The sequence below is a fragment of the Streptomyces sp. NPDC027672 genome, from assembly GCF_055566335.1.
In genome coordinates this window covers 12,754-36,809 of record NZ_JBVHSO010000025.1, presented here as the reverse complement: position 1 = coordinate 36,809, position 24,056 = coordinate 12,754, and the positions used below count along the sequence as shown (strand labels likewise).

Genomic DNA, 24,056 nt, shown 5'->3' with positions numbered 1-24,056 from the left:
TCAGAACTACGAGAACCTGTCTCTGTACTCGCGGGGTAGTGGTGAGACATCGTCAGCCAATCCAGAGCTTGCTTATGGGCTGTACACGCTCACCTTTACCTTGCCCGCAGCGGTCATTCCTCAGGTCGCACTGAGAACGCACGACCAGTCGAAGTACATCGGCATTCTGGGTGTATCCATCAGTGGCAACACATACACCTTCCTGATCCGCACGCAGGGAGGGCCGGTAGCCTTTGACTGGTTCGTCTTCACGCTTCCCACCTACATCGCATCCAGTACAAGAGGCCTGAAGGTTTGGCGGCAAAGCGACGGCCGGCTTGTGTTCGACAGCGGCATGAGCTGGATGCGTGTGGCAGGGCAGATCGTCAATGGCCAGGGTGGTGGGCAGCTTGATCCTTCTCGAACCTATGCCATTGCCTTCTGCGGTGCCGCGATGAACCAGTCTCGGCAATGGATCAACAATCCCGAGACGCAGCCCGCGCAGGTGGACCAGTACACCTACATTCCGGGCGCGCGTATCTTGAATGGAGTGTTTTCCTCAGCCGACATGACAGTGTTCGTGCAGCAGTCTTCGCCAGGAACGCCGTCGGACATTGGCTATATCTCCAACGGGGTGTTTGCGGTTCTGGCTCTGGATATTACGGGCTACTGATCAGCCGGTCTTTAGTCCGACCTTCTTGGTAGCGCGCGTATTTTCCGAATGCGACGTAGCCGCGAGGACGCTTGAAATTCTCTGCGGAGAAGCCTCGCTGGCTTCCCTCGTCGCTGGTGGTGGTGTGGAATGTCACGCCTGTCGAAGCATAGCCGGCTACGGTGTCAGTCAGGTCGATGTCGCAGCGCTTCCATGTGTTGCTGGTGCCGAGCCTGATACTGAAGCGGTCTTCGGCCTGTCCGATAGCACCGCAAATTGAAACGCGACGGGCCTCGGTGACCTCGATCGCCTTGGGGCTGATCCGTGCCACGAATGCGTCCATGGACTCGCCAGGCGCGGAGACCTCTTCATAGAGAAAAGTGGATGGATGTGCACCGTTGGCCAAGGCTGCACCAGAAACAGCTGCTGCGGCCAGTGCCGCGGTCAGAATCATTACGCGCATGACGCTCTCCCTGTGTTGTGCTGCGAACAGGGTCGAGATTACGCCCAAACCGGGGCATGCGCCTTACAGAAAACCGTTCGCGTTTAGCCGTCGCGAACGTGATCTCATGCGACCGGCTGCAGCAGATCCTCGCGATTGTTCCGCGGCGTGTTCACCGCGCGGCTTACCCGGTAGGCCTCCATTGCCGGCGGCTCGCTGGCCAGCAGCATGGCCATGGCGTCGTCGGGGCCGGCGGCCATCCACTCATCGATCTGGCCGGCCTGCAGCCACACCGGCATGCGGTCGTGGATGTCGGCCGAGACGCCGCTGCTGTCGCCGGTGATGATGGTGAAGGTGCCCAGGTTGCCGTCGGGCAGCAGGGGGCTAGTGTCCTCCCACAGGCCGGCGGCCAGCAGCGGCCCGGCCGCGTGGATGAACCAGGGATCTTTCTTCTCGTCGATCGGGCTCACCGACCACTCGTAGTAGCCGGCCATGGGGATCACGCACCGGCGCTTCTTGAACGCCGACCGGAAGGCGGGCTTGGTGGCCACCGTCTCGATCCGCGCGTTGATGGTCGAACCCTGCAGGCCCTTGGCCTTGGCCCAGAATGGCAGCAGGCCCCACGCCAGCCGGGTGACCTGCCGGCCTTCGCCCCGGTCCAGGATCACCGAGGCGCGCTGTGTCGGGGCAAGGTTGTAGCTGGGCTGGATCTCGGCCAGGCCGTGGGCAAGGTCAGCCAGCCCCGGCTGGCCGAAGTCGATCACGGGGAGCTGGACGAATCGGCCGCACATGGACGGTTCCTGGGGGCAGGGCCTGCTCTGGTACGCTCAGCAGGCCATCTATAGGGAAGTGGATCCATGTCGGAGTACCCCGAGGATCATGAAATTCGTGTCAAGTGGAGTTGGTTCCAGATAGCAATTGTGGTGGGGGCAACCGCAATTCTCTGGCTCGCGTTTTGGCTCTTGATCGCACCTGGGCATGAGCGGGTGAAGACAATACTGACCCTGGCAGGCCTGAACATCGACATCGTGGGGGTGGTCTGGGCGTCGTTGACTCCGCCGTATTTCGGCACATTTCTCGATGGGGGGCTGGTTGAGTACAAGCGGCAGAAAGCGCAGGAGGGGGCCTTCCGCTTCGGCATGTCTCTGGTCGCCCTGGGCTTCCTGTTGCAAGGGTTGGCCACGATCCTGTGAAGGGTTAAGGCAATGGTCTGAGGATCTGAGACTGCAAGTCGTATCCTTCCGGCCATGCGCTCTTCCCACGGCTTCCGTACTGCCCCGATCACCTCTGGCTGGGTCCAGACGGGTGAGCGCTGGGCGCTCTGGTACAACGGCCGGGAGACGGCCAGCGTTACGCCCGATGGCGGTCCCGGGGTCCGGCTATGGATGGAAGGCCAGAAGATGTGGCAGGTGAAGGAAGTGCGCGCGGCCAATGTCCGGCAGGCGAAGCGGTACGCCGAGCGTTGGTGTGCGGCCAGGCTGTATCCCGAGCTGCCGCTGCGTGAGGCCGTCGCCCGACTGACCGATAGCACGCCGATCCAGTTTCCCCCACCACTGCCTGGTCTGCCTCCGACCCGCGAGCAGCAGCAACAGGCCCGGCGCCTGGCCGAGGCCGGGGCGAAGGAGGTCGAGCGGATCAAGGCGGCGCTTGAACCGCGCAAGCCGCCGGCAGAGACGAAACCCCGAGCGAGGGACGTCCGCAGCAAAGCGTGGGTGAGGGCAGGGCTGGAGCAGATGCGCAGGGGTGTTTGAGCGCAAATGGACCCATGCCGGTCCCATGCACTTCGTAAGTCGTTGATTGATCGGGCGACGAAATCCCCCTCCTAAGGGGAAGGTCGCCCGTTCGAATCGGGCCGGGGTCACCACAATCAACAACTTAGGCAGACTCAGTGGTGATCATTTCCCACTGTTTCCCGCATATCCACAGGATTTGGTCCCAGTGGTCCCAGCGGCGCGGATCAGTACCGCAGCTTCGCCACTGCGCCGTCGTCGCCCTCTGGCGTCAGGTGGGCATAGTACTTCTCGGTCGTGGCGTAATCGGCATGGCCGGCCAGGATCTGCACCCGCCGCAACGGAACCCCCGCCATGACCATGTGGGCGCAGAACGTGTGCCGTAGCCGATGCAGGCTACCGCCGATTCCCGCTCGCTTGGCATCCGATGCGAACCAGTCGGACACCGTGTCCTTGTGCACGGCCACCAGCGGATCGGGTAGGTGGCGCAGCGCCCAGCGCGCATACCGGTTCAGCGGCACCTCGCGCCACTTGCCCGACTTGGTGCGCCCTTGGCCATCTTCGTCTGGCTCGCTCTCGACCCTGAGTTTGCGCCCGGTCACCGAATCCTTGCCCAGCCCAACCAACTCGCCGCGGCGAAGCCCCGTGTGTGCCATGAACAGCCACAGGGGCGCCCGACCGGGGTTTGCACGGTACAGCTTGCGCATCGCGGCCCGGTCGTAGAATCGGACGGCCACGCTACGGACCCCGCGCGGCGCCTGAGTTTCCTCCAGCGGGTTGAAGTCCAGTTCCTTCCACTTCACGCCACGCCGGAATGCGGCCTGCAGCCTGCGCACTTCCTTGCCTACGGTTTCCGGGGCCACCTTGTCCTTGGTCAGGCGGTCCGTCTTGTAGGACTCCATTTCCATCGGTCGCAGGGTGTCGATCGGTCGGTGGCCGAAGCGGGCAATGAACAGCCGGACCTCGCTCTTTGCTTTGCCGTGTGTGGTCGGATGCTCCGCCTTGTACCAGTCAAGGTACGCCTCCAGGAACTCCCTGACAGTTGGCAGCCGGGGGAGGATGCGCACCCCATGGGTCAGTTCCGCTTCTTTCGCTGCTCGTATGCCCTCAGCTTCGCGTGGGCTGACGCGACCAATGGTGACACGGCTTCGCTTGCCGCCTTCCCGCCAGTTGAGGTACGCGGCGCCGTCCCGCCAGAAGATTGTGACCTTGACCATTGTCTGGAGCCGTAGATTGCAGAGTAGAGGGCGGCCTTCTCGTAGAGTTTCTTGCCCATGAAATTTCGGGGTTCGACGCCGTAGTCGGCGATGTTCGAATCGAACTGGCTTCTGGAAACGCCGCAGTAATGTGCGGCCTCGTCCACGGTCAGCCAGTCCTTTCCGACGATGTCTAGCTTTTCAGCAGCTCCCATCGGGTCCTCCTTCAGTTCGTGGCCAGCGCAGCGCGCAGCTGCTCGGTGGCATGGTTTGCGGCGTCGCGCAGGCGCAGGACCTCAGCGCGCAGGCGGATCACTTCATCGGCCGCGACCACCAGCTGCTCGCGCAGCACATCCTTGGCCGGCTGCTTCATGCGGCGCGGTTCGCGGGGGAAAAGCTGGTCAGCCATGAGCGCACCTCCGCCAGCACCAGCGAAGCCCCTTGCGCGCGGCGCGGCATGCGCGGCTGATCGCCCACAGGGTGGCGATGCCGGCCAGAAATCCGGACAGGGCGAACACGTGGACCATTGCAGCGGTGAGCAGCTGGTCAGCCATTGAGCACCGTCGTGTCTGTGGTGATCGCCTTGATGGACGCCACGCCCACGACGCGGATCCCGCGCTTGTCTAGGGCGCCATGCAGCTCGGCGAGTGCGCTTGCGGCTGCCTGCCGATACACCTGGGCCAACTGGCAGCCCTCGCCCCAGGAACCGGCGCGGACCTCCACGGTGACCTGCACCAGGGCGGATGTGGACGTGCGGATGACTGGCTTAGCCATTGCCCACCGCCTGGCTGTCGATCAGGGCCAGCAGTCGGTTTGCCTCGGCAATGTCCTTGGCGAACACTCCATCGTAGTCGCCATGCCCCTCCACCCACTGCTGCATATCGGAGCGCCACTCCTCGATGGGGCGACGGAACTGTCCCAGGTCCACCGCCTGCGCGGCTGGGGCGGCGTAGAGTGTGCGGCGTTCCCACTCGGCTTCGTCGTATCCGGGGAACGGACCACGGTCGTCATACTCGCGCTTTGTCACCTTGCGCCAGCCTTTACCCTCTCGAAGAAGGCGCGGGCGCACCTGATACATGGCCGGCTCCCCCACCGGCTGGCGAGCGGCGATAGCCTCACCGCGCTGGTGCAGCATCATGCAGAAGTTGGCGACGTCGCGAGGGTCGCCCTTCTCCACGTGGTCGCGCAGCATGCTGCTGAGGTCATCGGCGCTGCACTGCGCGGGGTCTTCCCAGCCACCTCGGCCCTTGGCACGGGCTGCGGCCATCTTGGCCTTCATGGCGGCGGCAAACGCATCCACGGCCAGGTCGTCCGGGTGCTGATCGCTTACCGGCTGGCGGGCGGCGAGGGCGCGCTCCACGTCTTGCAGCTTCACCCAGCTGCCGGTGTCGTCACGGTGCAGACCACGGTTGCCGTTCGCATCGTCGGCCAGTCGGTACAGCGGAAGCGATGCCAGCGCATCCTGACTACCCGGGGAGGGCTGGGCGGAGAGGGCGCGCGTATTCCAGTGTTCTGCCATCGAGGTCCGCAGCCAATCGATTCCGTAGCGGAGGGTGCGCTGGTTCCGCTGGATGCATCCCATGCTCTTGCACTTCAGGGTCAGTCCGTTGTCCTTGTACGGCACGAACTCGGCACTGCTTCCGCAGAACGGACAGGGAAGCAGCTCGCGTGCCCACGCCTGAAATTCAAGCCTATCCAGCTCTGCCTGATCCCCCAGCCTCACCATCCCACCGGGCTGCACGTCTGCCAGGGTCTTGTCGTTGGTATTCATGCAACCTCCTGCAGTTGGGAGGCCTGTTCGGCCTCGATCAGGGCATAGCCGATGCGGTCGACGCGTTCGCGCAGCACGCGGCGCGCTTTCAGCAGCTCCATTGCGATGAACCGGCGGTGGTCGTTGAGCTGGAACGTCCGCGTCTCGATGTGCAGCTTTCCGGCCAGGTCGCGTCGGAACAGGCGGTAGGTGAGGACGTGGCCGCCCAGCACCTTGTCGATGGACCGGCCCCAGGCGAAGCCCTCGGTGCGCTTCGGTAGCCGGCGGTCGTAGCGGTGGTGGGTCATGCGACCTCCGGACGGGCAGCGATCAGCTCGGCCCACAGGCTCTGCATGTCCGCATCCTTCATGTCGCCTTCCGCGCGCCACATGACGTCCAGCATGGGCTCGGGCAGCACCGCCGGCATCAGCACCCAACCATCGGGCGGCGTGAGGGCGGCGATGATGGCGGCATGGCATACGGCCATAATCGGGCCAAGCTGAGACCCGGCGCGGATTTGTGCTGCCAACTTGGCACGGATTTGTGCTGCCAACTTGTAACCTTCGATCTTTTCGATTTCCGCAGCCAGCAGCTCCCGCGCCCGCTTCTCGATAGATTCCTTGCTCATGCGTGGCTCCTGAAAGGCTCGCGCCGCACCGGGCCGAACCAGAGATTGACGTGATTGTTCAAACGCACCTGCAGCGGATCGCGGCGCAGGGGGCGCAGCGGGTCGTGCAGGCGGCGCTCGGTGTTCCGGCAGGGCGCGCACGCGGCGGTGGCCTTGCCGTTGATCAGCGGGAAGAACCGCAGCGGCAGCCGGGCCGCGCACTTCGTGCAGGTCTTCATGCTTCGGTCCCCAGGTAGAACGGGTCGATCTTCCAGCCGGCCTCACGTGCTGCACGCAGCCGCAGCTCGTTGGCGTCGAACTCGTCCAGCTGCAGCGCGGTGATGGCGCCCTCGACGTGGTGCGGTTGCAGCGGCCGGTCAGTGCGCTGGAAGACGCGCCACACACTGAAGGGCTTGCAGCCCCACGCGGTGGACAGCGCGCCCAGACTCTTCCCGTCTTCGTGCACGTATCGGCGCACCAGGTCGCGGGCGGTGGCGTTCGGCGGGATCGGCTTCCGCATGGCAGCCTTCACCCCTGCGCGCCGGCCGCTCACGCTGCCACCTTCAGGCCGAACACCTGGCGCGCGGCGTGGTACTCGCGGAGGAAGCGGTCGAGGTGGCCCTGCAGCTTCTCGGTGAAGCCGTCGCGGTGCACGCGCACGATCAGGGCGTCGTAGCCGGGGCAGTACGACATGAAATCCCACCACTCGCGTTCGGTAATGATCAGGCTGCCGTGCACCTGGGGCTTGTGTTCGTCCGGCACACCGCCGGCGCGCAGCCACTTCACGTGGGTGGGGCCGTCGGGACATTTGATTTCCAGCCCGCCATCCAGCTGGATCAAGCTGTCCGGGCTGCAGCCGAGCGTGCCGGCATCGTTGAGGATGAACCCGACCTGCTGCGGCACCACCTCGCGCTCGAAGGCGTACAGCTCGCGGGCGTCGTCCTCGAGGAATTCCCCGCGCTCGGTGTGCCGGTTGCCGGTGAAGGACTGGCCGGCGTCCGGGCGCACAACTTCGTCGATCAGCTGGTTGATGTAGGTGTCAGCGGCAGCCGCGTACTCGCCCTTCTTGGGGGTGATGATGCTGCCGAACTCGCTGGCGGTCGGCACGCCGCGGCGGGCGGCGTACCATTCCGGCGATCGCTGTTCGAAGGTCAGGATCTGCGCCATGGGTCAGTCCTGCGGCTTGGTCGCAGCGGCGGCGCGGTTGAACGCTTCGCGCACTTCGGGCGGTAGATTGGACGGCTTCCCACCGTAGGCCTGCAGCACCTCGGCCTTTCGCTTCGTGTAGTCCTGGTGGGTCTTCAGGCCGTCCGCCACCTGCACCCATTCCTGGGCGATCTCGCGCGCGATGCGCTGCTGCTCGCTCTCGCCGGCGGCGTTGCCGTCGTCGTCGTCGCCGATCGTCAGGTTGAAGATCATCATCACCAGGTAGCGCCGGCCGTAGCTGATGGCCGAGCCGCGCCCGTGCGTGGTGGTCTTGTTCTTCTCGCCCTTGATGCCGACGTTGTCGATCGGGGCGTCGTAGGTGTAGGTCTTCGAGTACCCGCCGTCGTGCATCACGTCGCAGACGATCCCCACGTGGTCGGCCAGTTCCGAGCGGTCGGTGCCGAACGACAGGGAAAAGCCGTGGCGGGTGTAGATCGGAGTGATGAGGCGGTTGATATCCTCGAGCAGCGCATACCGGCTGTTGGTCTGCTTGTTCTTGCCGCGCTTCTGGATCGCCGGCATTTCCTTCTGGCAGGCCTTCATGGCGTCCGCGTAGGCGCGGGCCGCATCACGGTCCTGCATTTCCTTGTGCATTTCCCACATGCGTTCCAAGCGCTCGACACCCTGATCGGGGAGCAGCAGCGCCTGCTGCAGCGCCGCGGCAAGGCCGGTCGCCTGCTGGCCTTCGCTGGTGGTGGTGATGATCTGGTTCATAGATGCCTCGGGTTCGAATAGGTGCCCGGCTTTCGGAGCCGCCGCCGGGCGGGCGGGTGCGTCCTTGCGGGGTCAGAACGGGAGGTCTTCGCCGTTGTCGGTGGTGATTTCTTCGCTGGTAGGCGCGGCTTCCGGTTCGGCCGGCGTGACCGTGCAGCTGGTCACCGACTGGATGCCGGCCAGCTGGGCTTTCAGATCGTCCAGTTCCTTGGTCAGCTTCTGGTTCTTCGTGTACTCCGCGTACCACTGGCTGTTCCTTTCGGACGCTTCCTTCTGGGCCTTCTCGACCAGGGGATGGGTCGGCTCCAGCTCGCCGCCTTCGGTGTACTCAATGCGAACGCCTTCCTCGGCGCGCTTCCAACCGCTCGTGCTGTAGTGGCCGTCGCGTTCGAAGATGGTCGCGCGCGCCATCAGTTCAGCGGCCAGGCCGGCGCTGTCGCTGGGCAGGATGATGGCGATACGGTCGTTGCCGCCGACGGTGATCTTGATCTTCATGGGTCTGTCCTTGGTCTCTTGGAATGAATGCCGGCGTCGTGGAATCCCGGCCGGCGCGGGGCCCGTGAGGGCGGGGGAATGCGTTACGCGGCCAGGTCGGCCTGCTGCGGGGCGGCGCTCGGCGGCGTGAGGGTCAGGCGCACCTCACCGCGGCGCCATGCGGAGATCAGCTCGGCGTCTTCGTCCTCGTCCAGCAGCACCGAGACGGTGAAGCCCATGGCCACGCTGCCGCCTTCGAGCGGCTTCCAGGTGATCTTTTTCACCTTGGCGTCGGCGAAGAACACCGCCTCGATGTGGTCCATCAGGGAGCCGATCGACAGCTCGTAGCCTTCGAACTTCCCGGTGATGTCCTGCTCGCCCAGCAGCGGCAGGTTCAGCGCCACCAGGTCGGTGCTGCCTTCCATCGGCAGGTTCTGCTGCTGGCCCTTGTCGGCCTTCTTCCAGAACGCCGGCAGGATGGCCGGGTCGATGGTGTTGAGGATCGTGTTCGGGGCGTTCAGCGAGAACTTCAGGTCGGCAGCGGCCGCGTCTTCGTCGCCGTGCTTTTCCTTCCGCAGGTTCAGATGCGAGAACACCGCATCGTGTTGATCGAGTTGGAACATCGGTGGTGCCTCTCGTAGGAGCCGGCCGCGCCGGCGGGAAGTCAGGACCAGGCCAGCGGCCAGCACATCGCCCAGCCAAGGCCGAGGACGATGGCGATGCAGCCCAGGAAGGCGAGGAAGTCGGCGGCGTTACGGCAGCCGATGGCGGTCAGAAAGCGCATGGGTCCTCCGATTCGCAGGCCACCAGAGCGGCGCGCAGGCGGTCGCCTGTGATGACTACGTCGACCAGGTCGCTGGAATCCAGGTAGGCGCGTGCTGCGGCGAAGACTTCGGCGACGCGGCGATCCTCGGCGGTCAGTTCGTTGAACAGGTCCAGGTGTGCCTTTCCTACGCGCTCCCGGCGGACGCTCGCGCTGTTCTCCACGTCCGTGGCCTCGGAGACCAGCAGGCCCAGCAGGGTGAGGGTGCGCGGCGTCACGACAGCACCGCCTGCACCAGCACAGCGGCCAGCACGCCCAGGCAGAACGACAGGGAATTGGCGACGACAGTGGCCACTACGTGGTGGCGATGCTCGCGTTCGGCGGCGGTCATGCCGCCACCTGCTGCAGCGCCATTTCCAGCAGCTGCGCGTCGATTGCGGCGGCCTCGTCGCGGGCCAGCCGGTACAGGTCCAGCAGCACGCCCGAGCCCATCAGGTCGGCCGGGTCCGTGTGGTGCAGCCGGTGCAGCGCCAGCGACACCTCGGTGTAGTGGGTACCGCTGAAGGTGCCGGCCGTCTGTTCCTCGGCCGCCCGGAGCTTCGCCGGGTCGGTGCGGTAGGCCTTGGCCAGGTCCTCGGCCTGCTCGGCGCGGTATTCCTGACCGAAACGCGGATCTTCTTGGTTGTCCCAGTTGCGCTGGGCGCTACGTACCCGGTCGCTGTATGGCTGCAGTGCCATGGTGAACCCCGTCATATGGCCCGGGTGGGCCGACGGGACTAAACTATGGCATTCCATAGATCATTGTCAATGGGATCCCATAAATTTCTTCCACGGGCACAGAAAACCCCGCCTTGGCGGGGTTGAGAGCTATCCGATCTGCTGCTTGAGCGCTATTGGGTGGAACTGAGCCGCTTTGGGTCAAATCCCGACACGTCGAAGGTCGCCGTAAGTGCGCCCTGGTGGAAGACGTTCACCTCGATCCTTACCGTTTTTGCCTTGGCCAGCTGCGATGAGAACCTTTGGAAGCCCGGGATGAAGACGGTCTCTGAGCTGTTGTCTGCAGGATCAGTTCCGGTCAGCGTCATGGCAGGGCCGTCGTCGAATCTCACGCGAACGGAGCAATCGCCATAGGAATGGCACAGGATCTGGCCCTTCTCTACCGAGAACAGGATGTCGTTTCCCCAGCGAGGATGTTTCCTCAACGTCAGCCGTGCATGCTGCTTCCCTTGGTAGGGGAACTCAAACTCAAAGCTGTTCGTGCTGGTAACCGATGCAGAGTATCCAGTCTTGCTAGTCATATCGTCCTTGAAGGTCGAGTACGACCACTGCTTTCCAATGCTTTCAGCTGCAAGCTTGGCTGCTTCTTGGTTCGCCGTTTCCTGCTGAGACCGTATCTGCTCAAGGAGCGTCTTAGCCTCCGTTGCCTCTGCGGTGGCAGGGTACTTTTCGATCAAGTATTCAGCGCGCACCGCCCTAGTGGCCAGGGGTATCGATGGGTCTTTCACGTCTCGGAGCAAGTTCTCCTGCTCGCTCTTCAGTGCGCGGCTCGCTGAACCTCCACCCGTGCTTGTCTTATTTCCGTGGACTCTTGGCAGGTTAGATAGGATCAGCAGCACAATCACAAGGCCCACAACTACAAGTACAGCCGCTAAACAGCCGTTGCGGACCGATTTTCCCTTCACTTCTGCTGGTGATTGGTAGCTGGGGATCGAAGGTGAATCAAGTGAAGCCTGCGGGAACCCGCAATGAGGGCAAGCGGGCGCAGCGTCGCTGACTTTTCCACCACACTCTCGGCAAACGACTAGTGCCATAACGTCTTCCTCAAGTAGTGAACAAGGGTTCAGTCAGCCCAACCGCCTATCCAATGAACACGACCAACGACGGTGATTTGCTCCCTCTTTGAATCCATCGGCCTCGGCTTTTGCCAGTTATGGTCGCCTCGAGGGTTGTCGCTCGCAAAGTAAACGCCTGCTTCCAGCACCATAGCGCGCTTGACGTAGTACTCAGGGTTGGCGGCGCCGTGAACCTGGACAAGGTAGAGCGCTCCGTCCACCACCCTTGTATCTGAGGTGTCAAACAAGATCGCGTCTCCGTCCTCGATGGTCGGTTCCATCGAGTCGCCCTTGCCGTAGTAGACAGCCAGATTGCGTCCATAGATGCCCCTGCGCCTTAGGCTGGTCTTCTTGAACTTGAGGCTGTGGGTCTCCGCATACTCTTCAGCTTCGGCACCTGCTGCACCCAGTCCCACCGCCTGGGAGTAACCGGTGACGTCAGTGTAGTCAGAGTCATCAGGTCCAACTTCGGCGACCTCCATCGCCCCCTTTCCGGTCTGAAGCCACTTGGCGGAGACCCTGAGAGCCTCCGCAATCTGAGGTAGCTGGGTTGTACCCGCCTGGTCGTTGTTCTCAATGCCGGCAAGCGTCGGGTACTTGATCTTGGCTGCCTCAGCCAACTGGGGCCGAGACAGGCCACGTATCCGGCGAGCTTCCTTAATTCGTTCACCAATCGTGTTCATGACTGCGAGCATTACGGAAACCCATTATGGGATGCCGTTGACATGAATCTATGGCATCCCATAGTCTTGGGCGACCCAACAGGAACGCGCACATGGAAATCACCTGGGCAGACCGAATCAAGGCGCTCGAACAGCGCGGCTGGTCCCTGACCGAAATTGGCCGTGCCATCGGCAAATCGCCTCAGACCGTGAGCGACATCAAACAGGGCAGGACTAAGGAGCCCGGCGGTATGGCTGCCGTGCAGCTGCATCACCTGTATGCCACTGGCGCGAAGCCTGCGGCAGCAGCGCACTGACGTGCGCACGTCAGCGGCCAGCGGCAGGGAAGGGCAGCACCACCCCCAGCGCCATCCCTGGCGCTCGGCGGGGCTGGCGCAGGCATCGCACCACATCCCGGCCTTTGACCCTCCTGATCACGTACGACCTCCCAGCCATGTGCACCAGCCTGACCACATTCGGTGCCCACAGCAGCCTTATTTCCTTTCTCGCTCGCTTCTCCATGCCGCGCATCTTGCGCTGGCGTCGTAACGCAAACCACGTTCACCGAGACCGCCCATGAACATCACAGACGCCGCACACAAGACCGTGAAGGACTACCCCGGTGGTAGTGAAGCGCTGGCCGTCCGCATCGGCATGTCCGCCGCGGTGCTGCGCAACAAGGTCAACCCGAACAACAACACGCATCACCTGACCCTGGCCGAAGCCAGCGAGATCATGGGCGTGACCGGTGACGACCGCATCCTGCATGCGATGGCCGCTGAGCACGGCTACACCCTCCAGAAGATGGAGGCCGAGGGCATGGCCTCTGTTATGGCCTCCATGCTGGAGAACGCCGCCAAGCAGGGCGCGTTCGCCCAGGCGCTGCAAGACGCTTTGTCTGACGGCCTGATCAGCGAGAACGAGATGAAGGCCATCAGCAGCGCCGGCACTGCGCAGGTGGAGGCCATGATCAACCTGCTGGCACGCCTGCGGGCTGTGACCGGCCAGCGTGGGGTAGGGGCATGAACCGCGTAGCCAATCCTCTCGCCCACGCTATGTGGCTGGTCCGGCAGCGCTGGCACATCGCCGGTTGCCTGCAACTCCTGCGAGGTGCGTGATGAGCACTGATGCGCGCCTGAGCGTCGGCCTTCCTGGCCACCCCAAGACGAAGAAGTTGATCCGCCGTCTGGACGCCTCGGCGGGCTGGTCCCTGGTGTGCCTGATCCTGTGGGCCCGCGCAAACCGGCCCGATGGCGACCTGTCCGGTATGTCAGCGGAGGACATCGAGCTGGCCGCTGATTGGACCGGCGAGAACGACGCGTTCGTCCGCGAGCTGGCGTCCGTAGGCTTCCTGGACGGCGTGGAAGGGGCCTACCAGTTGCACGACTGGGCTGATCACCAACCGTGGTCGGCAGGGTCGGACCTGCGTTCACTGAAGGCGAAATGGAACGCGGTGAAGCGTCATCACGGCGAAGCTGAGGCTGATCGACAAGTGCCCGAGTATGCGCGGATTCGTGCTGCAAGCTCCGATTCGGATGCTAGTAGCAAGAAAATTGATGCTACTAGCAATGCTGGTAGCAGTGATGCAGCAATGCGCCCAGCAGCTTCTAGCAATGCTCCGTCTCCGTCTCCGTATCCAAAAGAAGAAAAGCCCCCCCATACCCCCCCGGCTGACGCCGAGGGGGCAAAGCCCGGACGACGGAAGCGGGAGAAGATCACCTTCGCCGCGTTCCTCGACCTGTGCCAGGAGGCGGGCGAGTCGGCCATCCCGCGGACCGATCCGATCTTCACGTTCGCCACGGATACCGGAATCCCGAGGGACTTCCTGCACCTGGCTTGGCGCGAGTTCGCCGCCCGGCATCGCGACAGCGGCCGGATGCAGAAGGATTGGCGGGCCCATTTCCGGGACGCCGTTCGCCGCAACTGGTTCAAGCTATGGTGGTTCCCGGCGACCGGACCCTGCGAGCTGACCACGGCCGGCGTGCAGCTAGCCCGTGAGCGCGACGCCGAGCGTGCCCGGGAGCAGGATCAGGAGCAGGCCGCATGAGTGCTCAGCCTGCCTACCGCGACGACTACGGCCATTTGCCGGTGCCCCCGCATTCGATCGACGCTGAGCAGTCCGTCCTGGGCGGCTTGATGCTGGCGCCGGAAGCGCTGCGCGAGGTCCGCGACTTGCTGACCGAACGGGACTTCTATCGTAGGGATCACCAGCTGATCTGGCACGCCATTTGCGATCTGGCCGATCGCGAACAGCCCTTCGACACGGTGCTGCTGATCAACTGGTTCGAGAACCAGCGGCAGCTGGAGCTGGTTGGCGACGGTGCGTACTTGGTCGAACTGGCCAGCACCACGCCGTCAGCGGCCAATATCCGCGGCTATGCCGAGGTCGTGCGCAACAAGGCACTGCTGCGGGGTGTGATCGAGCGCGCGACTGAGATCACCAACGATGCCTACGGCACTGCAGACGAGGACGCCGATGCGCTGGTGGCCAGCGCCACAGCGAAGTTCGCCAACCTGAGCGTGCAGTCGGGCGGCAACGGCGGCCTGGTGATGGTGCGCAGCGATCTGCAGGGCATGTGGGAGGAAATGGAGGCCCGGTTCGAGGGGACCGCCGACCTGGGGCTGGTGCCGCCGTGGCAGAACGTGGCCAGGAAACTGCCCGGTCTGGAATCCACCGATCTGATGATCCTCGCGGCTCGGCCGTCGATGGGTAAGACGGCCAACATGCTGGAGTGGGTCTACAGCGTCGCGGCGCAGGGCAAGCACGCTGCGGTGTTCAGCCTGGAGATGGCGCGCAGGCAGCTGCTCGCTCGGCTGATGAGCATGCACTCGGGCGTGCCGCTGTCGCGCATGCGGGTGAAGGGCGAGCTGACCGACGACGATTGGCACAAGCTGAGCATCGCCCGTAATTTCCTGCATGGCCTGCCGCTGGCGATTGACGATTGCGGCTCGCTGCCGGTGGATTCGCTGGTGGCGCGCGCTTCCAGGATGCACGCCAAGGTCAAGGGCGGCTTGGGTGTGGTCGCGGTCGACTACCTGCAGCTGCTGTCGGGGCCGGCCAAGGCCGGTAATCGGACCGAGGAAGTCTCCTACATCTCGCGCACGCTGAAGAAGCTGGCGAAGACCCTAGGCTGCCCGGTGATCGCGTTGTCGCAGCTCAACCGCTCGCTGGAAACGCGTACCGACAAGCGTCCGGTGATGGCCGACCTGCGCGAGTCGGGCGGCATTGAGCAGGACGCCGACGTGATCGCCTTCATCTACCGCGACGACTACTACACGAAGGACGCCTGCGGTGCGCCGGGTATTTCGGAGTTCATCTTGGCAAAGAACCGTCAGGGTGAGACCGGCACCGCGTACCTGCGCCACCACCTCGAATGCAGCCGGTTCGAGAACTACCACGGCGAGAAGCCGAACTACACCCTGAAAACCTTGGTGCGGGATACCGCTGGCGACGATGACGGTGGGTTCGACGCGCCGGCACACCACCGCAGGAGTGGCAAGGACCGCGCCGCAGGAGATCGCGCATGACCATGACCGCAGCAGCGAAGAAGATCCGCGCCAAGCGCGCGCGCCGTCCGATCTACATGGTTGTGACCAAGCTGATCGATCCGGCCACCGGTGAGCTTGTTGGGGCGCTTGTGCCGGCTCATGACGTCGACCAGCGCCTTATGCGTGAGCGCAAGTTCAAGGTGGGCCGCGAGGTCCGCGCTGAACTGAAGCAGCCGCGCGAAGGTTGGCAGCATCGCCTGGTGCACAAGATCGGCCAGCTGATGGTCGACAACGTGGAGGGGTGGGAGCAGCTGGGCAGCCACGACGCGGTGAAGCGCCTACAGCGCGAGTCGGGCACCTGCTGCGAGGAAATGGAGATTGACGTCCCCGGCGTCGGCCGCCTGATGGTCAAGCAGGCCGAGAGCCTGTCGTTCGACGAAATGGAACAGGACCGATTCCAGGTCCTGTTCGATGGGATCACTGAGCACATCGGCCAGCGCTACACCCACGTGATGCTCGACGACGTGCGTGCTGAGTTCTGGGAAATGGCTGGCCAGAATCGGAGGGCTCACTGATGCTCAGAAAGGCGATTATGCGTCCTTTCCATCGACTCCAGTGCGCGGGTGATACCAATCTCCAGCCGCTTCCAGAGCTCTCGCAGCTCCTGGATAGTCACATTTGGCCCAAGGAGCTGAGGTTGGAACGACGGATGGGCGAGGCTGTCGGAGATCTCGTCGGCGGTGGCTATCAGGTCCACCAGAATTTCGGCTACCTCGCCAAGCATCACCAATTCATCCGACGTCCCCTCCCAGCGGATCTGTTCGAGTGTCTGTCGCGCACAGGCGATTTCCTTCTCTTCGTTCTCGAATTTCTGGCTTGCGAGCGATCGAACTGCGCGCCGCCAGCGTCGGAGTTCGCGGGCGGCGATGACTCTGGCGAGCGCCATCTCCCGGCGGCGTCTGACGATTGTCTCTCGGCTTTCGCGATTTCGCTCTGCCAAGTCTCGGGCGGAAGTCTGCTTGGCCTGGTAGATAACGGTGCCAAGGAAGGTAGCGACAGTGAGGATTGCTTGCGCCCAGCTGGCCGCAGAGGACCACCAATCGAGGGGATGGCAGAACAGGTTGAGCGGAGAGCAATAGATAGTCTCCGCCACATTAACGTCGATCATGGTCGGTCCTTGGCCTGGGCAAGGAGTGCAGCATGAAGCGCGGCCGCTCTACCGGCAAGCCGACCCTTGCCCAGCAGCAGCGGATGGATGCCATCACCGAAATCGGCTGCATCGTGGCCCATACCTTGGGCATCGACCTGGGCGACAGGCCTGTACCTGCCGAGGTACACCACCTGACGGTCGGCGGCAAGCACGGCGCCAAGCGCCGTGGCCACGATTTCACCATCGGGCTGAACCCCTGGTCCCACCGCGGCGAGCCATTCGGCGGCATGTCCGCTGCGCGGTGCGAGGAACTGTTCGGCCCGTCCTACGCCCGCCAACCCCGCAAGTTCCGCCAAGAGGTCGGCAGCGACGACTACCTGCTGGACCTACAGAACACCTTGATCGAGAAACACATGAAGGAGACCCGCCAATGGCAAGCCGCCTGACATTTGGCATCGACCCCGGTCTGACCGGCGCCATCGTGACGCTGCTGGACGGCGAGCCTGGCCCGATGGTCGACATGCCGGTGATGGACGGGGAGGTGGACGCGCGCGCCGTTGCCGCATTCCTTCGACAGCAGCGAGACGCCAATCCTGGCGCGTCGATCGCCGTCGCTCTGGAACGGATCCACGCCCGTCCGATGCGCAACGGCGAGGGCAAGGCCATCGAGGGATCGGTGGCCAGGCACAACCTGGCCGAGGGCTTCGGGCAGCTAAAGGCAACCGTGCGGCTGCTGGGCCTGCACCTGGTGTTGGTGCAGCCGTCGGTATGGAAGCGCCGATTCGACCTGTCGGGGAAGGGCAAGGACGCCGGCCGCGTGCTGGCTATCCAGCGTTTCCCCGCTGCGGCGGTTCAGCTGCAACGGAAGAAGGACAACGGCCGGGCAGATGCGCTGCTGATTGGTCTGTACGGCGACAGCCTGATCAGGGGTGGCGCATGACCACAGCCGAGGCCCGCACGCGAAAGCGATACAACGCCTACTTGCGCCGGCATGGCGTGTGCGCCGTCTGCACCATGCGCGAGCGCGGCAGCAGCCCGGCGCACTGCCAGCGCCGGCCGGACCGGCAGGGCAGCTGCGACACCGATGGCTTGCTGCCGGTGTTCCGATTTGACGAGAACGTGCTGAAGGGGATGCGCAATGGCGACTGATGACTACCTGGTGCAACAGCTCCGGGCCTGGGGCCATGCGCAGGCCAACCGCTTCGCGCTGACCTACGCCGACCGTAGTACCCACGTGCTGGAGAAGGCCCGAGACATGGCGCCCGGCACCCGGGAAAGGGCCCTGCGCGACCTGGTGGGCCGAGACGGTTCGAGCCGCCGGCGCTTCATGGCCGACCGCAGTGGCGTGGAGGGCATGGGCATGCTCCCGGCATGGGCGGTGGATCCGGTGCGGTCGACGAACGATGCCGACAAGCCGCACGACAACCCGGAGATTGCCGTGGACATTGGCATCCCGGACGACCTGCGATGGATAGAGCAGGCGCTGGCTTCGATGATGCGCCAGCACCCGCTGCGTGCCCTGGTGGTGCACACCGAGTACACGGTGTCGGCCAGCCAAGCGGTGAAAGCGCGCATGGTGGCGGAGAAGTACGGCGGTACGCTGTCCGTCTGGCAGTACCGCCGTGAGCTGCAGCGTGCCGTCGACTGGATCGGCGGCGCGCGTGCGACAGCGGCTTAGGTCAACCCTGCTGCGGTCTTGGCTTCGAGCTGGGTCTTCATCGCGAGGCCCTCATCGTCAAACGCAGCTTGGAGGGTCTGGCCGCCGACCAGCATCACCTGGACAGTGAACCGGCCGGGGAACTGGTGGGAACCAAGATCGGACACGGACGAGACGGCGGAGATGTGTTCCGGCCGGATGTTGTAGCCGCCAAAGAAGAGAGTCATGGAAATTCCGTTTATTTAAGGTCCGAACTTCTTACGCGGTCCAATAGCGCTTGACAAGTTGCACAAGCGCGACCACCATTTCTGCGAGCGTCAAGAATTGTCCCTGAAGCCCCGGCCCCGTGTCGGGGCTTCTGCGTTTCCGGGGCTGCTTTTCCTGCGGGCGTGGGCCAGTGGTCTAAGCCGCCGAGCTCATAACCCGGAAGTCCCCGGTTCGAATCCGGGCCCCGCAACCATCTACGCCCGTCCACCCTCACCGGACCCATTCGCCGAGCCTGCCGGGCTGCGGTGACGGGCACCCTATCGCCGGAGATCCACCCATGTCACAGCTACCGCTGCCGATGACCGCGGCGCAGTGCCTGCAACACGTGGTCGTTCCGGCCCTGGCGCTGCTGGGAGCCGCCCGCTACGACTCACCCGAGGCGCGTGTGATGCTGCTGGCCATCTCCGGGCAGGAATCCGGCCTGGCCCACCGCCGACAGGTGAAGGGTCCGGCCCGTGGCCTGTGGCAGTTCGAACAGGGCGGCGGCGTGCGCGGGGTGCTGAACCACCCGTCGACCCGGGCAGCGGCCGCGCTTCTCTGCGGCGCGCGCGGGGTCACCGCGACGCCGGCTGCCGTGTATGCCCAGCTGGAGCAGGACGACATCCTAGCCGCTGGGTTCGCCCGGCTGCTGCTGTTCACTCTGCCCAAGCGCCTGCCGCCGATCGGCAACGTCTCGGTGGCTTGGTCGCAGTACCTGGACGCCTGGCGTCCCGGCAAGCCGCACATCGACCGTTGGCCGAGGAACTACCGCGCCGCGGTTGAGGCGGTAAGGGCGTGACGATGGAAGCCCAGCCGAGCCAGGACGGCCGCACCAAGATCTCCCTGGGACCGGTGGAGCGTTGGATCGCCCTGGTCATCGCCGGCGCCATCGTCAGCATCGGCTACTGGCTGGTGGGTTCCATGCAATCGGTTCTGACCCAGCAGCAGGTAACGAACCAGCAGATCACCGGCCTGCAGCAACAGCTGCAGATCATGAACACCCAGCTGGCGGACGTCCCGGCGCTGAAGCTCGAACTGGCCAAGCAGGCCGTGCAGGTCGAGCAGAACAAGTCCGACATCCGCGAGCTGAAGCAGCTCAGGGGGCTGAAGTGAAGAACGTGAAACTCACCCGCGACCGGCGCCATTTCTGGCGATTCTGGTCGGTTCGTTTGTCGCTGCTGGCCGGCATCATCAGTGCCACCGCGCTTGGCATCATCGGCGCCTACATGCTGCTGCCGGCGGACTGGCTGCCGGTGGTGCACGACGGGTTCAAGCAGACCGTGGCCTACAGCGCCTTGGCATCGGCTGGCCTGACGTCGTTCCTGGCTGCGGTATCCCGCATCTTCGTGCAGCCCAAGCTGAGCAATGGCGATGCTGATCCCTGACCCGCTGCGGCCCTACGTGGGCCTGATCCGCGCAGGGTTGTGGGTCGCCGCGGTGGGTGCCGTCCTGCTGATGGGTGCCCGGCTCGGATCGGACTATCGAGCGAAGAAGGACCAGGCCCTGATCGCCGCCGCCGAGAAGCAGCGCGATAAGGCCCAGGCCAGCTCTGACGAGAACCTGCGCGCGGCCAACGCCTGTGGCCAGCTGCTGCAGGAGGTGAACCGCCAGACCCAGCTGGCCATCGACGAATACGCCCGCCAGCAGCAGGCAGCCCAAGAGTCCGCACGGCTCGCTGAAGCGGCAGCAGCCCAGAGCCAGCGCCGCGCGACCCAGGCCGAGCAGGCCCTGCAGGCGGCCAAGACCCAGCCGGGATGCCGGCAGCAGTTGGAGCAGAACCTATGCGACGCCATTCCGTTGCTGTGATCCTGGCTGCGGCCATGCCGCTGTGCGGGTTCGGCAGCTGCAGCAAGGCCGAGAAGCCTGACCTGCCCAAGGTGGTGTATGTCCCGGTCGAGCGCACTGTGGCTGTGCCGGCGGCGCTGACCGCCCGCTGCCCGGCGAAGCGCGCCACCTCCCGCACTGTGGAAGCCGTCGTCGCTGCATACAACGCCAACCTCCTGACTCTGGAGGACTGCGATAGCCGGATGAGCGCGATCGAGAAGCTGGCTCCGGCCAACGAACAGAAGCAGGTGAAGCCGTGAGCCTTTCCGACCGCCTTCGCCGCATCGAGCTGCAGCAGGAAGAGCAGCGCAAGGTCACCGCCCGGCTCGAAGAGAAGGTCGATGCCCTCTTGGCGGCACTGGCAGCTGAGGGAGAGGAAGAGCAGGGCGAGCCAGCCCGCAGCCTGGACGGTGAGCTGGTGCCCGGCGAGCGCGACCAGTCCCAGAGCCTCGGCTGATGGCGAAGGTCACCACTCTGGCACCGCGCATCGCCAGCGCACCCAGCAGGCTGAAGCCGACCGCACCGGTGGCACCCACCTACGGGAAGGGTAGAGGCGGCAGGCCCTGGCGCAGGAAGCGGGATGCAGTCATGCAGCGGGACCAGTACCTGTGCCAGCCCTGCAAGCAGCAGGGATGCATCACCGAAGCCACTGAGGTAGATCACATCGTCAACGTTGCCGAGGGCGGCAGCGACGACGAGACGAACCTGCAGGCGATCTGCACCGAATGCCATGGGGTGAAGACCCAGGCAGAGGCAAGGCGAGGTGCGGCGCGACGTTGAACCGACCGCGTGGAACCAAACGCGACGCGACGACTGTTTCACATCGGCGGTAATAGGCCCGGGGGGAGGGAGAAATCTTCAGGCCCTTTGCCACGGACACCCGCCGCCCACTCATTCAGAGGTTTTTTTCTCGCCCCGGAGATTTCACCGGAGCGCCTTTCGCAGCAATTAACGGCTGACTCGACATGGCACGACCCGCACACAAGCCGACCAAGGCCACGCAGCTGAAGGTCGCCGTCGCTGCCGGTGGCGGCATGCGGCACGAAGAGATCGCCAACGCGCTGGGCATCACCATCCCAACCCTGCGCAAGCACTACGCCACCGAGCTTTCCTCGGGCGCGTCCCTGAAGCGAATGGAGGTCCTCGCGGTGGCCTTCCGGTCGGCAACCAAGAAGGGCAACACGTCGGCGGCCAGGCTGTATCTGCAGCACTCCCCGGAGTTCGAAGTGGCGCCGGCAGCGCCTGAGCAGCAGGCGCCGGAAGCCCCGAAGCCGGAAGGGAAGAAGGCCCAGGCCAACGCGAATGCGGTCGGTGCTGAGGTTGGTACCGGGTGGGAAGGGCTACTGGGCGAGAACGTCACACCCATCCATCGGGCAGCGGGTAAGTGAGCTGGGACCTTTCCTGCCGGGACTGGTGGGAGCGTCTACAGGCTGGGCAGGTCCCGGTCGGCAACCTGCCGCTGTGGAACGACCAGGCTGAGCGTGCTGCAGCGATCTTCGGCCGTCTGCGGCTGGCCGATGTGCCGGGCACGCCGACGGTGGCGGAAGCCGGTGGTGAGTGGTTCCAGGAAGTGGTTCGCTGCATGTTCGGTGCGGTGGACCCGGCGACCGGGCAGCGCGAGATTCGCGACCTGTTCGCCCTGGTGCCGAAGAAGAACGCGAAGACCACGTTCGGCGCACTGGGCATGGTCACCGCGGTGCTGCTCAACAAGCGCCCGCGCGCGACCTTCCTGATGACCGCACCGGTGCAGGACACGGCGCAGCTGGCGTTCGACGCCGCCGCCGGAGCGATCGAGCTGGACCCGGTACTGGATGCCAAGTTCCACATCCGCCACCACCTGAAGACGATCATCCACCGCGAGACGAAGGCCTCGCTGGAGATCATGACCTTTGACCCCGGCGTGCTGACCGGCATCAAGGTGTCTGGCGGTGCACTGATCGACGAGCTGCACGTCTGCGCGAAGAAGTCGAAGGCGCCGCAGGCGCTGCGGCAGATCCGCGGCGGCATGGTGCCGTACCCGGAAGCGTTCCTGTGGTTCATCACCACACAGAGCGATGAGCAGCCGGTCGGGGTATTCGCCGACGAACTGCAGAAGGCCCGCGACATCCGCGATGGCAAGCGGGTCGGCAAGATGCTGCCGGTGCTGTTCGAGTTCCCGCAGGAGTTGCAGGAGTCGAAGGATCAGCGGTGGAAGGACCCGCAACTGTGGCCGCTGCTGAACCCGAACATCGGCCGGGCCATCACGCTGGAGCGCATGGTCGAGGAATTCGACGACGCGGTGGGGACCAGCGAGGCCGAGCTGCGCAGCTGGGCCTCGCAGCACCTCAACGTGCAGATCGGTGTGGCACTGCACCAAGGCAGCTGGGCCGGCGCCGAGTTCTGGGAGGCGCAGGCGGACAAGCGGATCACCCTGGACGGGATGATCAGCCGGTGCGATGCGATCACGGTCGGCATCGATGGCGGCGGACTGGATGACCTGCTCGGCCTGTCGTTCTGCGGCAGGGACAAGCACACGAAGCGGAAGCTGCTGCTGAGCCGGGCATTCGCCCATCCCAAGGCGCTGAAGCGCCGGAAGAGCGAAGAGACCCGCTACGAGGATTTCAAGGCTGACGGTCACCTGATGGTCGGCGCCGAGGAAGAAGAAGGCGCGACGGACCTGCGCGAGATGGCGGCGATGGTGAAGCGGGTGGCCAAGGCCAGGCTGCTAGCCGGGATCGGTGTCGACCCTTCTGGCTTGGGCACGGTGCTGGACGCCCTGGCCGCCGAGAAGATCGACGCCGAGCTGATCGTCGGCATCCGGCAGGGCTGGCAGCTGACCGGCACGTGCAAGGTGTTCGAGCGCTGGCTGGCTGATGGCTTGCTGACGCATGACGGCTCGCGGCTGATGGACTGGTGCGTGGGCAACGCCAAGGTCGAGGCGTCGAAGAACGCGCTGTACGTGACCAAGGCGGCCAGCGGGGTCGGGAAAATCGATCCCCTGATGGCGGCGATGAACGCCGTCGAGCTGATGTCTCGGAACCCCGAGCCGCAGAACAAGAAACTCGTCCTCATGACCTTGGGTGGAGCCCGATGAACAACGAGAACCGCGCCTACAGCTTGCTGGAGGTGAAGAACTACGACGACGACCAGCAGGTCATCACCGGCCTGGCCACGACGCCGGAGCCGGATCGCTATGGCGATATTGTCGAGCCGCTGGGCGCCAAGTTCGCCGCCGAGTTGCCGCTGCTCTGGCAGCATCGTCACGACAGCCCGGTGGGCATCGTGAAGTTCGGCAAGCCGACGGCGAAGGGCATCCCGTTCACCGCGAGCGTGGCGAAGATCGCAACGCCGGGCGCGCTGAAGGATCTCTGTGACCTGGCATGGCAGTCGGTGAAGGAACAGCTGGTGCGCGGCGTGTCGATCGGCTTCCGCGCGCTGGAGTACAGCTACATGGAAGGCGGCGGCATCCGGTTCACCGAGACCGAGATCTACGAGCTCTCCCTGGTCACCATCCCGGCCAACGCCGCGGCGACCATCCAGACGATCAAGGCCATGGATACCGGCGCCCGGCGTCCGGTGAACTACGGCGTCCCTCTCATCCAGCGCCAGGCGGCAAAGGTCGAACGACCGGCCGACGGCGCGGTGAAGTTGCTGCACTGAAGCACCGGGCCTGACGGCCCTGCGGGGTGGAACCCGCTTCTCAT

The 24,056-nt window shown here is 64.7% G+C and carries 43 protein-coding genes and 1 tRNA gene; 23 read left to right on the top strand and 21 right to left on the bottom strand.

Annotated elements, in window-relative coordinates:
• Nucleotides 1–652, top strand: a 652-nt coding sequence (locus tag ACZ4SV_RS35750) for a hypothetical protein (protein WP_468011115.1), incomplete at its 5' end; no start/stop codon positions are given.
• On the opposite strand, the gene ACZ4SV_RS35745 is transcribed toward ACZ4SV_RS35750, so the two are convergent.
• Nucleotides 639–1,094 carry a hypothetical protein gene (locus ACZ4SV_RS35745; RefSeq protein ID WP_465968590.1) on the bottom strand — a complete coding sequence of 152 codons (456 nt, stop codon included), beginning with the start codon at nucleotides 1,092–1,094 and terminating at the stop codon, nucleotides 639–641. The two genes, ACZ4SV_RS35750 and ACZ4SV_RS35745, sit on opposite strands and share 14 nt — an antisense overlap.
• 104 nt (nucleotides 1,095–1,198) lie before the next feature.
• Entirely contained in the window at nucleotides 1,199–1,864 is a 666-nt protein-coding gene (locus tag ACZ4SV_RS35740) for an SOS response-associated peptidase (RefSeq protein ID WP_466518096.1), read from the bottom strand.
• Between the two features lie 66 nt (nucleotides 1,865–1,930).
• On the opposite strand from ACZ4SV_RS35740, the gene ACZ4SV_RS35735 reads away from it, so the two are divergent.
• The gene (locus ACZ4SV_RS35735) at nucleotides 1,931–2,266 is read left to right on the top strand and encodes a hypothetical protein (protein ID WP_466518099.1); all 336 of its coding nucleotides are present in this window, start codon (nucleotides 1,931–1,933) and stop codon (nucleotides 2,264–2,266) included.
• Between the two features lie 54 nt (nucleotides 2,267–2,320).
• Entirely contained in the window at nucleotides 2,321–2,824 is a 504-nt protein-coding gene (locus ACZ4SV_RS35730; RefSeq protein WP_467384981.1) for a hypothetical protein, read from the top strand.
• 206 nt (nucleotides 2,825–3,030) lie between these two features.
• Here ACZ4SV_RS35730 and ACZ4SV_RS35725 read toward each other — a convergent pair whose 3' ends face one another.
• From ACZ4SV_RS35725 to ACZ4SV_RS35645, 17 genes are all read right to left on the bottom strand, one after another.
• Entirely contained in the window at nucleotides 3,031–3,870 is an 840-nt protein-coding gene (locus ACZ4SV_RS35725; protein ID WP_468011102.1) for a tyrosine-type recombinase/integrase, read from the bottom strand.
• Nucleotides 3,871–3,878: 8 nt separating this feature from the next.
• A complete protein-coding gene (locus ACZ4SV_RS35720) occupies nucleotides 3,879–4,214 on the bottom strand; it encodes a hypothetical protein (RefSeq protein WP_230080651.1) in 336 nt (111 codons plus the stop codon).
• Nucleotides 4,215–4,225: 11 nt separating this feature from the next.
• A complete protein-coding gene (locus ACZ4SV_RS35715; RefSeq protein ID WP_362189988.1) occupies nucleotides 4,226–4,408 on the bottom strand; it encodes a hypothetical protein in 183 nt (60 codons plus the stop codon).
• Nucleotides 4,409–4,545: 137 nt separating this feature from the next.
• Nucleotides 4,546–4,773: a hypothetical protein gene (locus tag ACZ4SV_RS35710; protein WP_362189985.1), complete on the bottom strand. Its 228-nt coding sequence runs from the start codon at nucleotides 4,771–4,773 to the stop codon at nucleotides 4,546–4,548.
• Entirely contained in the window at nucleotides 4,766–5,770 is a 1,005-nt protein-coding gene (locus ACZ4SV_RS35705; RefSeq protein WP_468011091.1) for a hypothetical protein, read from the bottom strand. Before ACZ4SV_RS35705 ends, ACZ4SV_RS35710 begins: the two co-directional genes overlap by 8 nt.
• Complete coding sequence (locus ACZ4SV_RS35700) at nucleotides 5,767–6,057, bottom strand: hypothetical protein (RefSeq protein WP_414614823.1); 291 nt, start codon at nucleotides 6,055–6,057, stop codon at nucleotides 5,767–5,769. The genes ACZ4SV_RS35705 and ACZ4SV_RS35700 overlap by 4 nt, the downstream gene beginning before the upstream one ends.
• A complete protein-coding gene (locus tag ACZ4SV_RS35695) occupies nucleotides 6,054–6,377 on the bottom strand; it encodes a hypothetical protein (RefSeq protein WP_467324949.1) in 324 nt (107 codons plus the stop codon). Before ACZ4SV_RS35695 ends, ACZ4SV_RS35700 begins: the two co-directional genes overlap by 4 nt.
• Nucleotides 6,374–6,595, bottom strand: coding sequence for a hypothetical protein (locus tag ACZ4SV_RS35690; RefSeq protein WP_014036662.1), 222 nt, complete (start codon nucleotides 6,593–6,595; stop codon nucleotides 6,374–6,376). Before ACZ4SV_RS35690 ends, ACZ4SV_RS35695 begins: the two co-directional genes overlap by 4 nt.
• Entirely contained in the window at nucleotides 6,592–6,909 is a 318-nt protein-coding gene (locus ACZ4SV_RS35685; protein ID WP_467324950.1) for a hypothetical protein, read from the bottom strand. Before ACZ4SV_RS35685 ends, ACZ4SV_RS35690 begins: the two co-directional genes overlap by 4 nt.
• A complete protein-coding gene (locus ACZ4SV_RS35680; RefSeq protein WP_423173037.1) occupies nucleotides 6,906–7,523 on the bottom strand; it encodes a lambda exonuclease family protein in 618 nt (205 codons plus the stop codon). The genes ACZ4SV_RS35685 and ACZ4SV_RS35680 overlap by 4 nt, the downstream gene beginning before the upstream one ends.
• Before the next feature lie 3 nt (nucleotides 7,524–7,526).
• Nucleotides 7,527–8,276, bottom strand: a complete 750-nt coding sequence (locus ACZ4SV_RS35675; RefSeq protein WP_468011075.1) for an ERF family protein — start codon at nucleotides 8,274–8,276, stop codon at nucleotides 7,527–7,529.
• Between the two features lie 72 nt (nucleotides 8,277–8,348).
• A complete protein-coding gene (locus ACZ4SV_RS35670; protein ID WP_465968584.1) occupies nucleotides 8,349–8,771 on the bottom strand; it encodes a hypothetical protein in 423 nt (140 codons plus the stop codon).
• 83 nt (nucleotides 8,772–8,854) lie between these two features.
• Nucleotides 8,855–9,373, bottom strand: a complete 519-nt coding sequence (locus ACZ4SV_RS35665; RefSeq protein WP_057497475.1) for a hypothetical protein — start codon at nucleotides 9,371–9,373, stop codon at nucleotides 8,855–8,857.
• Between the two features lie 148 nt (nucleotides 9,374–9,521).
• Complete coding sequence (locus ACZ4SV_RS35660) at nucleotides 9,522–9,791, bottom strand: hypothetical protein (protein ID WP_362189993.1); 270 nt, start codon at nucleotides 9,789–9,791, stop codon at nucleotides 9,522–9,524.
• Nucleotides 9,792–9,900: 109 nt separating this feature from the next.
• Nucleotides 9,901–10,251: a hypothetical protein gene (locus tag ACZ4SV_RS35655; protein ID WP_468011060.1), complete on the bottom strand. Its 351-nt coding sequence runs from the start codon at nucleotides 10,249–10,251 to the stop codon at nucleotides 9,901–9,903.
• Between the two features lie 152 nt (nucleotides 10,252–10,403).
• Nucleotides 10,404–11,135, bottom strand: coding sequence for a hypothetical protein (locus tag ACZ4SV_RS35650; RefSeq protein ID WP_468011056.1), 732 nt, complete (start codon nucleotides 11,133–11,135; stop codon nucleotides 10,404–10,406).
• 218 nt (nucleotides 11,136–11,353) lie between these two features.
• On the bottom strand, nucleotides 11,354–12,028 hold the full coding sequence (locus tag ACZ4SV_RS35645; RefSeq protein WP_362189872.1) for an XRE family transcriptional regulator: 675 nt from the start codon (nucleotides 12,026–12,028) through the stop codon (nucleotides 11,354–11,356).
• A gap of 92 nt (nucleotides 12,029–12,120) precedes the next feature.
• On the opposite strand from ACZ4SV_RS35645, the gene ACZ4SV_RS35640 reads away from it, so the two are divergent.
• The 5 genes from ACZ4SV_RS35640 to ACZ4SV_RS35620 all read left to right on the top strand — a co-directional run bounded on the left by ACZ4SV_RS35640 (nucleotide 12,121) and on the right by ACZ4SV_RS35620 (nucleotide 16,071).
• Entirely contained in the window at nucleotides 12,121–12,324 is a 204-nt protein-coding gene (locus ACZ4SV_RS35640; RefSeq protein WP_362189869.1) for a helix-turn-helix domain-containing protein, read from the top strand.
• Nucleotides 12,325–12,583: 259 nt separating this feature from the next.
• Nucleotides 12,584–13,033: a phage regulatory CII family protein gene (locus ACZ4SV_RS35635; protein ID WP_468011046.1), complete on the top strand. Its 450-nt coding sequence runs from the start codon at nucleotides 12,584–12,586 to the stop codon at nucleotides 13,031–13,033.
• A gap of 91 nt (nucleotides 13,034–13,124) precedes the next feature.
• The gene (locus ACZ4SV_RS35630; protein WP_468011042.1) at nucleotides 13,125–14,054 is read left to right on the top strand and encodes a hypothetical protein; all 930 of its coding nucleotides are present in this window, start codon (nucleotides 13,125–13,127) and stop codon (nucleotides 14,052–14,054) included.
• Nucleotides 14,051–15,535, top strand: coding sequence for a replicative DNA helicase (gene dnaB / locus ACZ4SV_RS35625; RefSeq protein WP_468011038.1), 1,485 nt, complete (start codon nucleotides 14,051–14,053; stop codon nucleotides 15,533–15,535). Before ACZ4SV_RS35630 ends, dnaB begins: the two co-directional genes overlap by 4 nt.
• A complete protein-coding gene (locus tag ACZ4SV_RS35620) occupies nucleotides 15,532–16,071 on the top strand; it encodes a hypothetical protein (RefSeq protein ID WP_468011034.1) in 540 nt (179 codons plus the stop codon). Before dnaB ends, ACZ4SV_RS35620 begins: the two co-directional genes overlap by 4 nt.
• On the opposite strand, the gene ACZ4SV_RS35615 is transcribed toward ACZ4SV_RS35620, so the two are convergent.
• Nucleotides 16,065–16,664, bottom strand: coding sequence for a hypothetical protein (locus ACZ4SV_RS35615; protein ID WP_468011030.1), 600 nt, complete (start codon nucleotides 16,662–16,664; stop codon nucleotides 16,065–16,067). The two genes, ACZ4SV_RS35620 and ACZ4SV_RS35615, sit on opposite strands and share 7 nt — an antisense overlap.
• Before the next feature lie 32 nt (nucleotides 16,665–16,696).
• Here ACZ4SV_RS35615 and ACZ4SV_RS35610 point away from each other — a divergent pair, with 32 nt between their 5' ends.
• Genes ACZ4SV_RS35610 through ACZ4SV_RS35595 form a run of 4 tightly spaced genes read left to right on the top strand, consistent with a single transcriptional unit; the run spans nucleotide 16,697 to nucleotide 18,324 of the window.
• On the top strand, nucleotides 16,697–17,092 hold the full coding sequence (locus tag ACZ4SV_RS35610) for a Ref family recombination enhancement nuclease (RefSeq protein ID WP_415710228.1): 396 nt from the start codon (nucleotides 16,697–16,699) through the stop codon (nucleotides 17,090–17,092).
• A complete protein-coding gene (locus ACZ4SV_RS35605) occupies nucleotides 17,077–17,586 on the top strand; it encodes a hypothetical protein (RefSeq protein ID WP_415710227.1) in 510 nt (169 codons plus the stop codon). The genes ACZ4SV_RS35610 and ACZ4SV_RS35605 overlap by 16 nt, the downstream gene beginning before the upstream one ends.
• Nucleotides 17,583–17,795, top strand: coding sequence for a hypothetical protein (locus ACZ4SV_RS35600; RefSeq protein WP_415710226.1), 213 nt, complete (start codon nucleotides 17,583–17,585; stop codon nucleotides 17,793–17,795). The genes ACZ4SV_RS35605 and ACZ4SV_RS35600 overlap by 4 nt, the downstream gene beginning before the upstream one ends.
• Nucleotides 17,785–18,324, top strand: a complete 540-nt coding sequence (locus tag ACZ4SV_RS35595; RefSeq protein ID WP_468011017.1) for a hypothetical protein — start codon at nucleotides 17,785–17,787, stop codon at nucleotides 18,322–18,324. Before ACZ4SV_RS35600 ends, ACZ4SV_RS35595 begins: the two co-directional genes overlap by 11 nt.
• Here ACZ4SV_RS35595 and ACZ4SV_RS35590 read toward each other — a convergent pair.
• Complete coding sequence (locus ACZ4SV_RS35590; protein ID WP_468011014.1) at nucleotides 18,321–18,530, bottom strand: hypothetical protein; 210 nt, start codon at nucleotides 18,528–18,530, stop codon at nucleotides 18,321–18,323. The genes ACZ4SV_RS35595 and ACZ4SV_RS35590 overlap by 4 nt on opposite strands.
• Nucleotides 18,531–18,685: 155 nt before the next feature.
• Between ACZ4SV_RS35590 and ACZ4SV_RS35585 the strand changes: the two genes are divergently transcribed.
• The 11 genes from ACZ4SV_RS35585 (at nucleotide 18,686) to ACZ4SV_RS35535 (ending at nucleotide 24,012) form a co-directional block, all read left to right on the top strand.
• Nucleotides 18,686–18,763: transfer RNA gene (locus ACZ4SV_RS35585), tRNA-Met, on the top strand.
• Between the two features lie 84 nt (nucleotides 18,764–18,847).
• Complete coding sequence (locus ACZ4SV_RS35580; RefSeq protein ID WP_468011010.1) at nucleotides 18,848–19,348, top strand: hypothetical protein; 501 nt, start codon at nucleotides 18,848–18,850, stop codon at nucleotides 19,346–19,348.
• Nucleotides 19,345–19,662, top strand: a complete 318-nt coding sequence (locus ACZ4SV_RS35575) for a hypothetical protein (protein ID WP_329754597.1) — start codon at nucleotides 19,345–19,347, stop codon at nucleotides 19,660–19,662. The genes ACZ4SV_RS35580 and ACZ4SV_RS35575 overlap by 4 nt, the downstream gene beginning before the upstream one ends.
• Complete coding sequence (locus tag ACZ4SV_RS35570; RefSeq protein WP_467385019.1) at nucleotides 19,659–19,934, top strand: DUF7940 domain-containing protein; 276 nt, start codon at nucleotides 19,659–19,661, stop codon at nucleotides 19,932–19,934. The genes ACZ4SV_RS35575 and ACZ4SV_RS35570 overlap by 4 nt, the downstream gene beginning before the upstream one ends.
• Entirely contained in the window at nucleotides 19,915–20,355 is a 441-nt protein-coding gene (locus ACZ4SV_RS35565; protein ID WP_467385021.1) for a hypothetical protein, read from the top strand. The genes ACZ4SV_RS35570 and ACZ4SV_RS35565 overlap by 20 nt, the downstream gene beginning before the upstream one ends.
• Nucleotides 20,331–20,633: an Rz1-like lysis system protein LysC gene (lysC, locus tag ACZ4SV_RS35560; RefSeq protein ID WP_465968668.1), complete on the top strand. Its 303-nt coding sequence runs from the start codon at nucleotides 20,331–20,333 to the stop codon at nucleotides 20,631–20,633. The genes ACZ4SV_RS35565 and lysC overlap by 25 nt, the downstream gene beginning before the upstream one ends.
• On the top strand, nucleotides 20,630–20,830 hold the full coding sequence (locus ACZ4SV_RS35555) for a hypothetical protein (RefSeq protein WP_465968667.1): 201 nt from the start codon (nucleotides 20,630–20,632) through the stop codon (nucleotides 20,828–20,830). Before lysC ends, ACZ4SV_RS35555 begins: the two co-directional genes overlap by 4 nt.
• Nucleotides 20,830–21,153 carry an HNH endonuclease gene (locus ACZ4SV_RS35550; RefSeq protein ID WP_465968666.1) on the top strand — a complete coding sequence of 108 codons (324 nt, stop codon included), beginning with the start codon at nucleotides 20,830–20,832 and terminating at the stop codon, nucleotides 21,151–21,153. The genes ACZ4SV_RS35555 and ACZ4SV_RS35550 overlap by 1 nt, the downstream gene beginning before the upstream one ends.
• 185 nt (nucleotides 21,154–21,338) lie before the next feature.
• Entirely contained in the window at nucleotides 21,339–21,761 is a 423-nt protein-coding gene (locus tag ACZ4SV_RS35545) for a hypothetical protein (protein WP_468010991.1), read from the top strand.
• Nucleotides 21,758–23,446: a terminase TerL endonuclease subunit gene (locus ACZ4SV_RS35540; RefSeq protein ID WP_468010987.1), complete on the top strand. Its 1,689-nt coding sequence runs from the start codon at nucleotides 21,758–21,760 to the stop codon at nucleotides 23,444–23,446. Before ACZ4SV_RS35545 ends, ACZ4SV_RS35540 begins: the two co-directional genes overlap by 4 nt.
• The gene (locus ACZ4SV_RS35535; RefSeq protein WP_468010983.1) at nucleotides 23,443–24,012 is read left to right on the top strand and encodes an HK97 family phage prohead protease; all 570 of its coding nucleotides are present in this window, start codon (nucleotides 23,443–23,445) and stop codon (nucleotides 24,010–24,012) included. The genes ACZ4SV_RS35540 and ACZ4SV_RS35535 overlap by 4 nt, the downstream gene beginning before the upstream one ends.
• Nucleotides 24,013–24,056 lie beyond the last annotated feature (44 nt).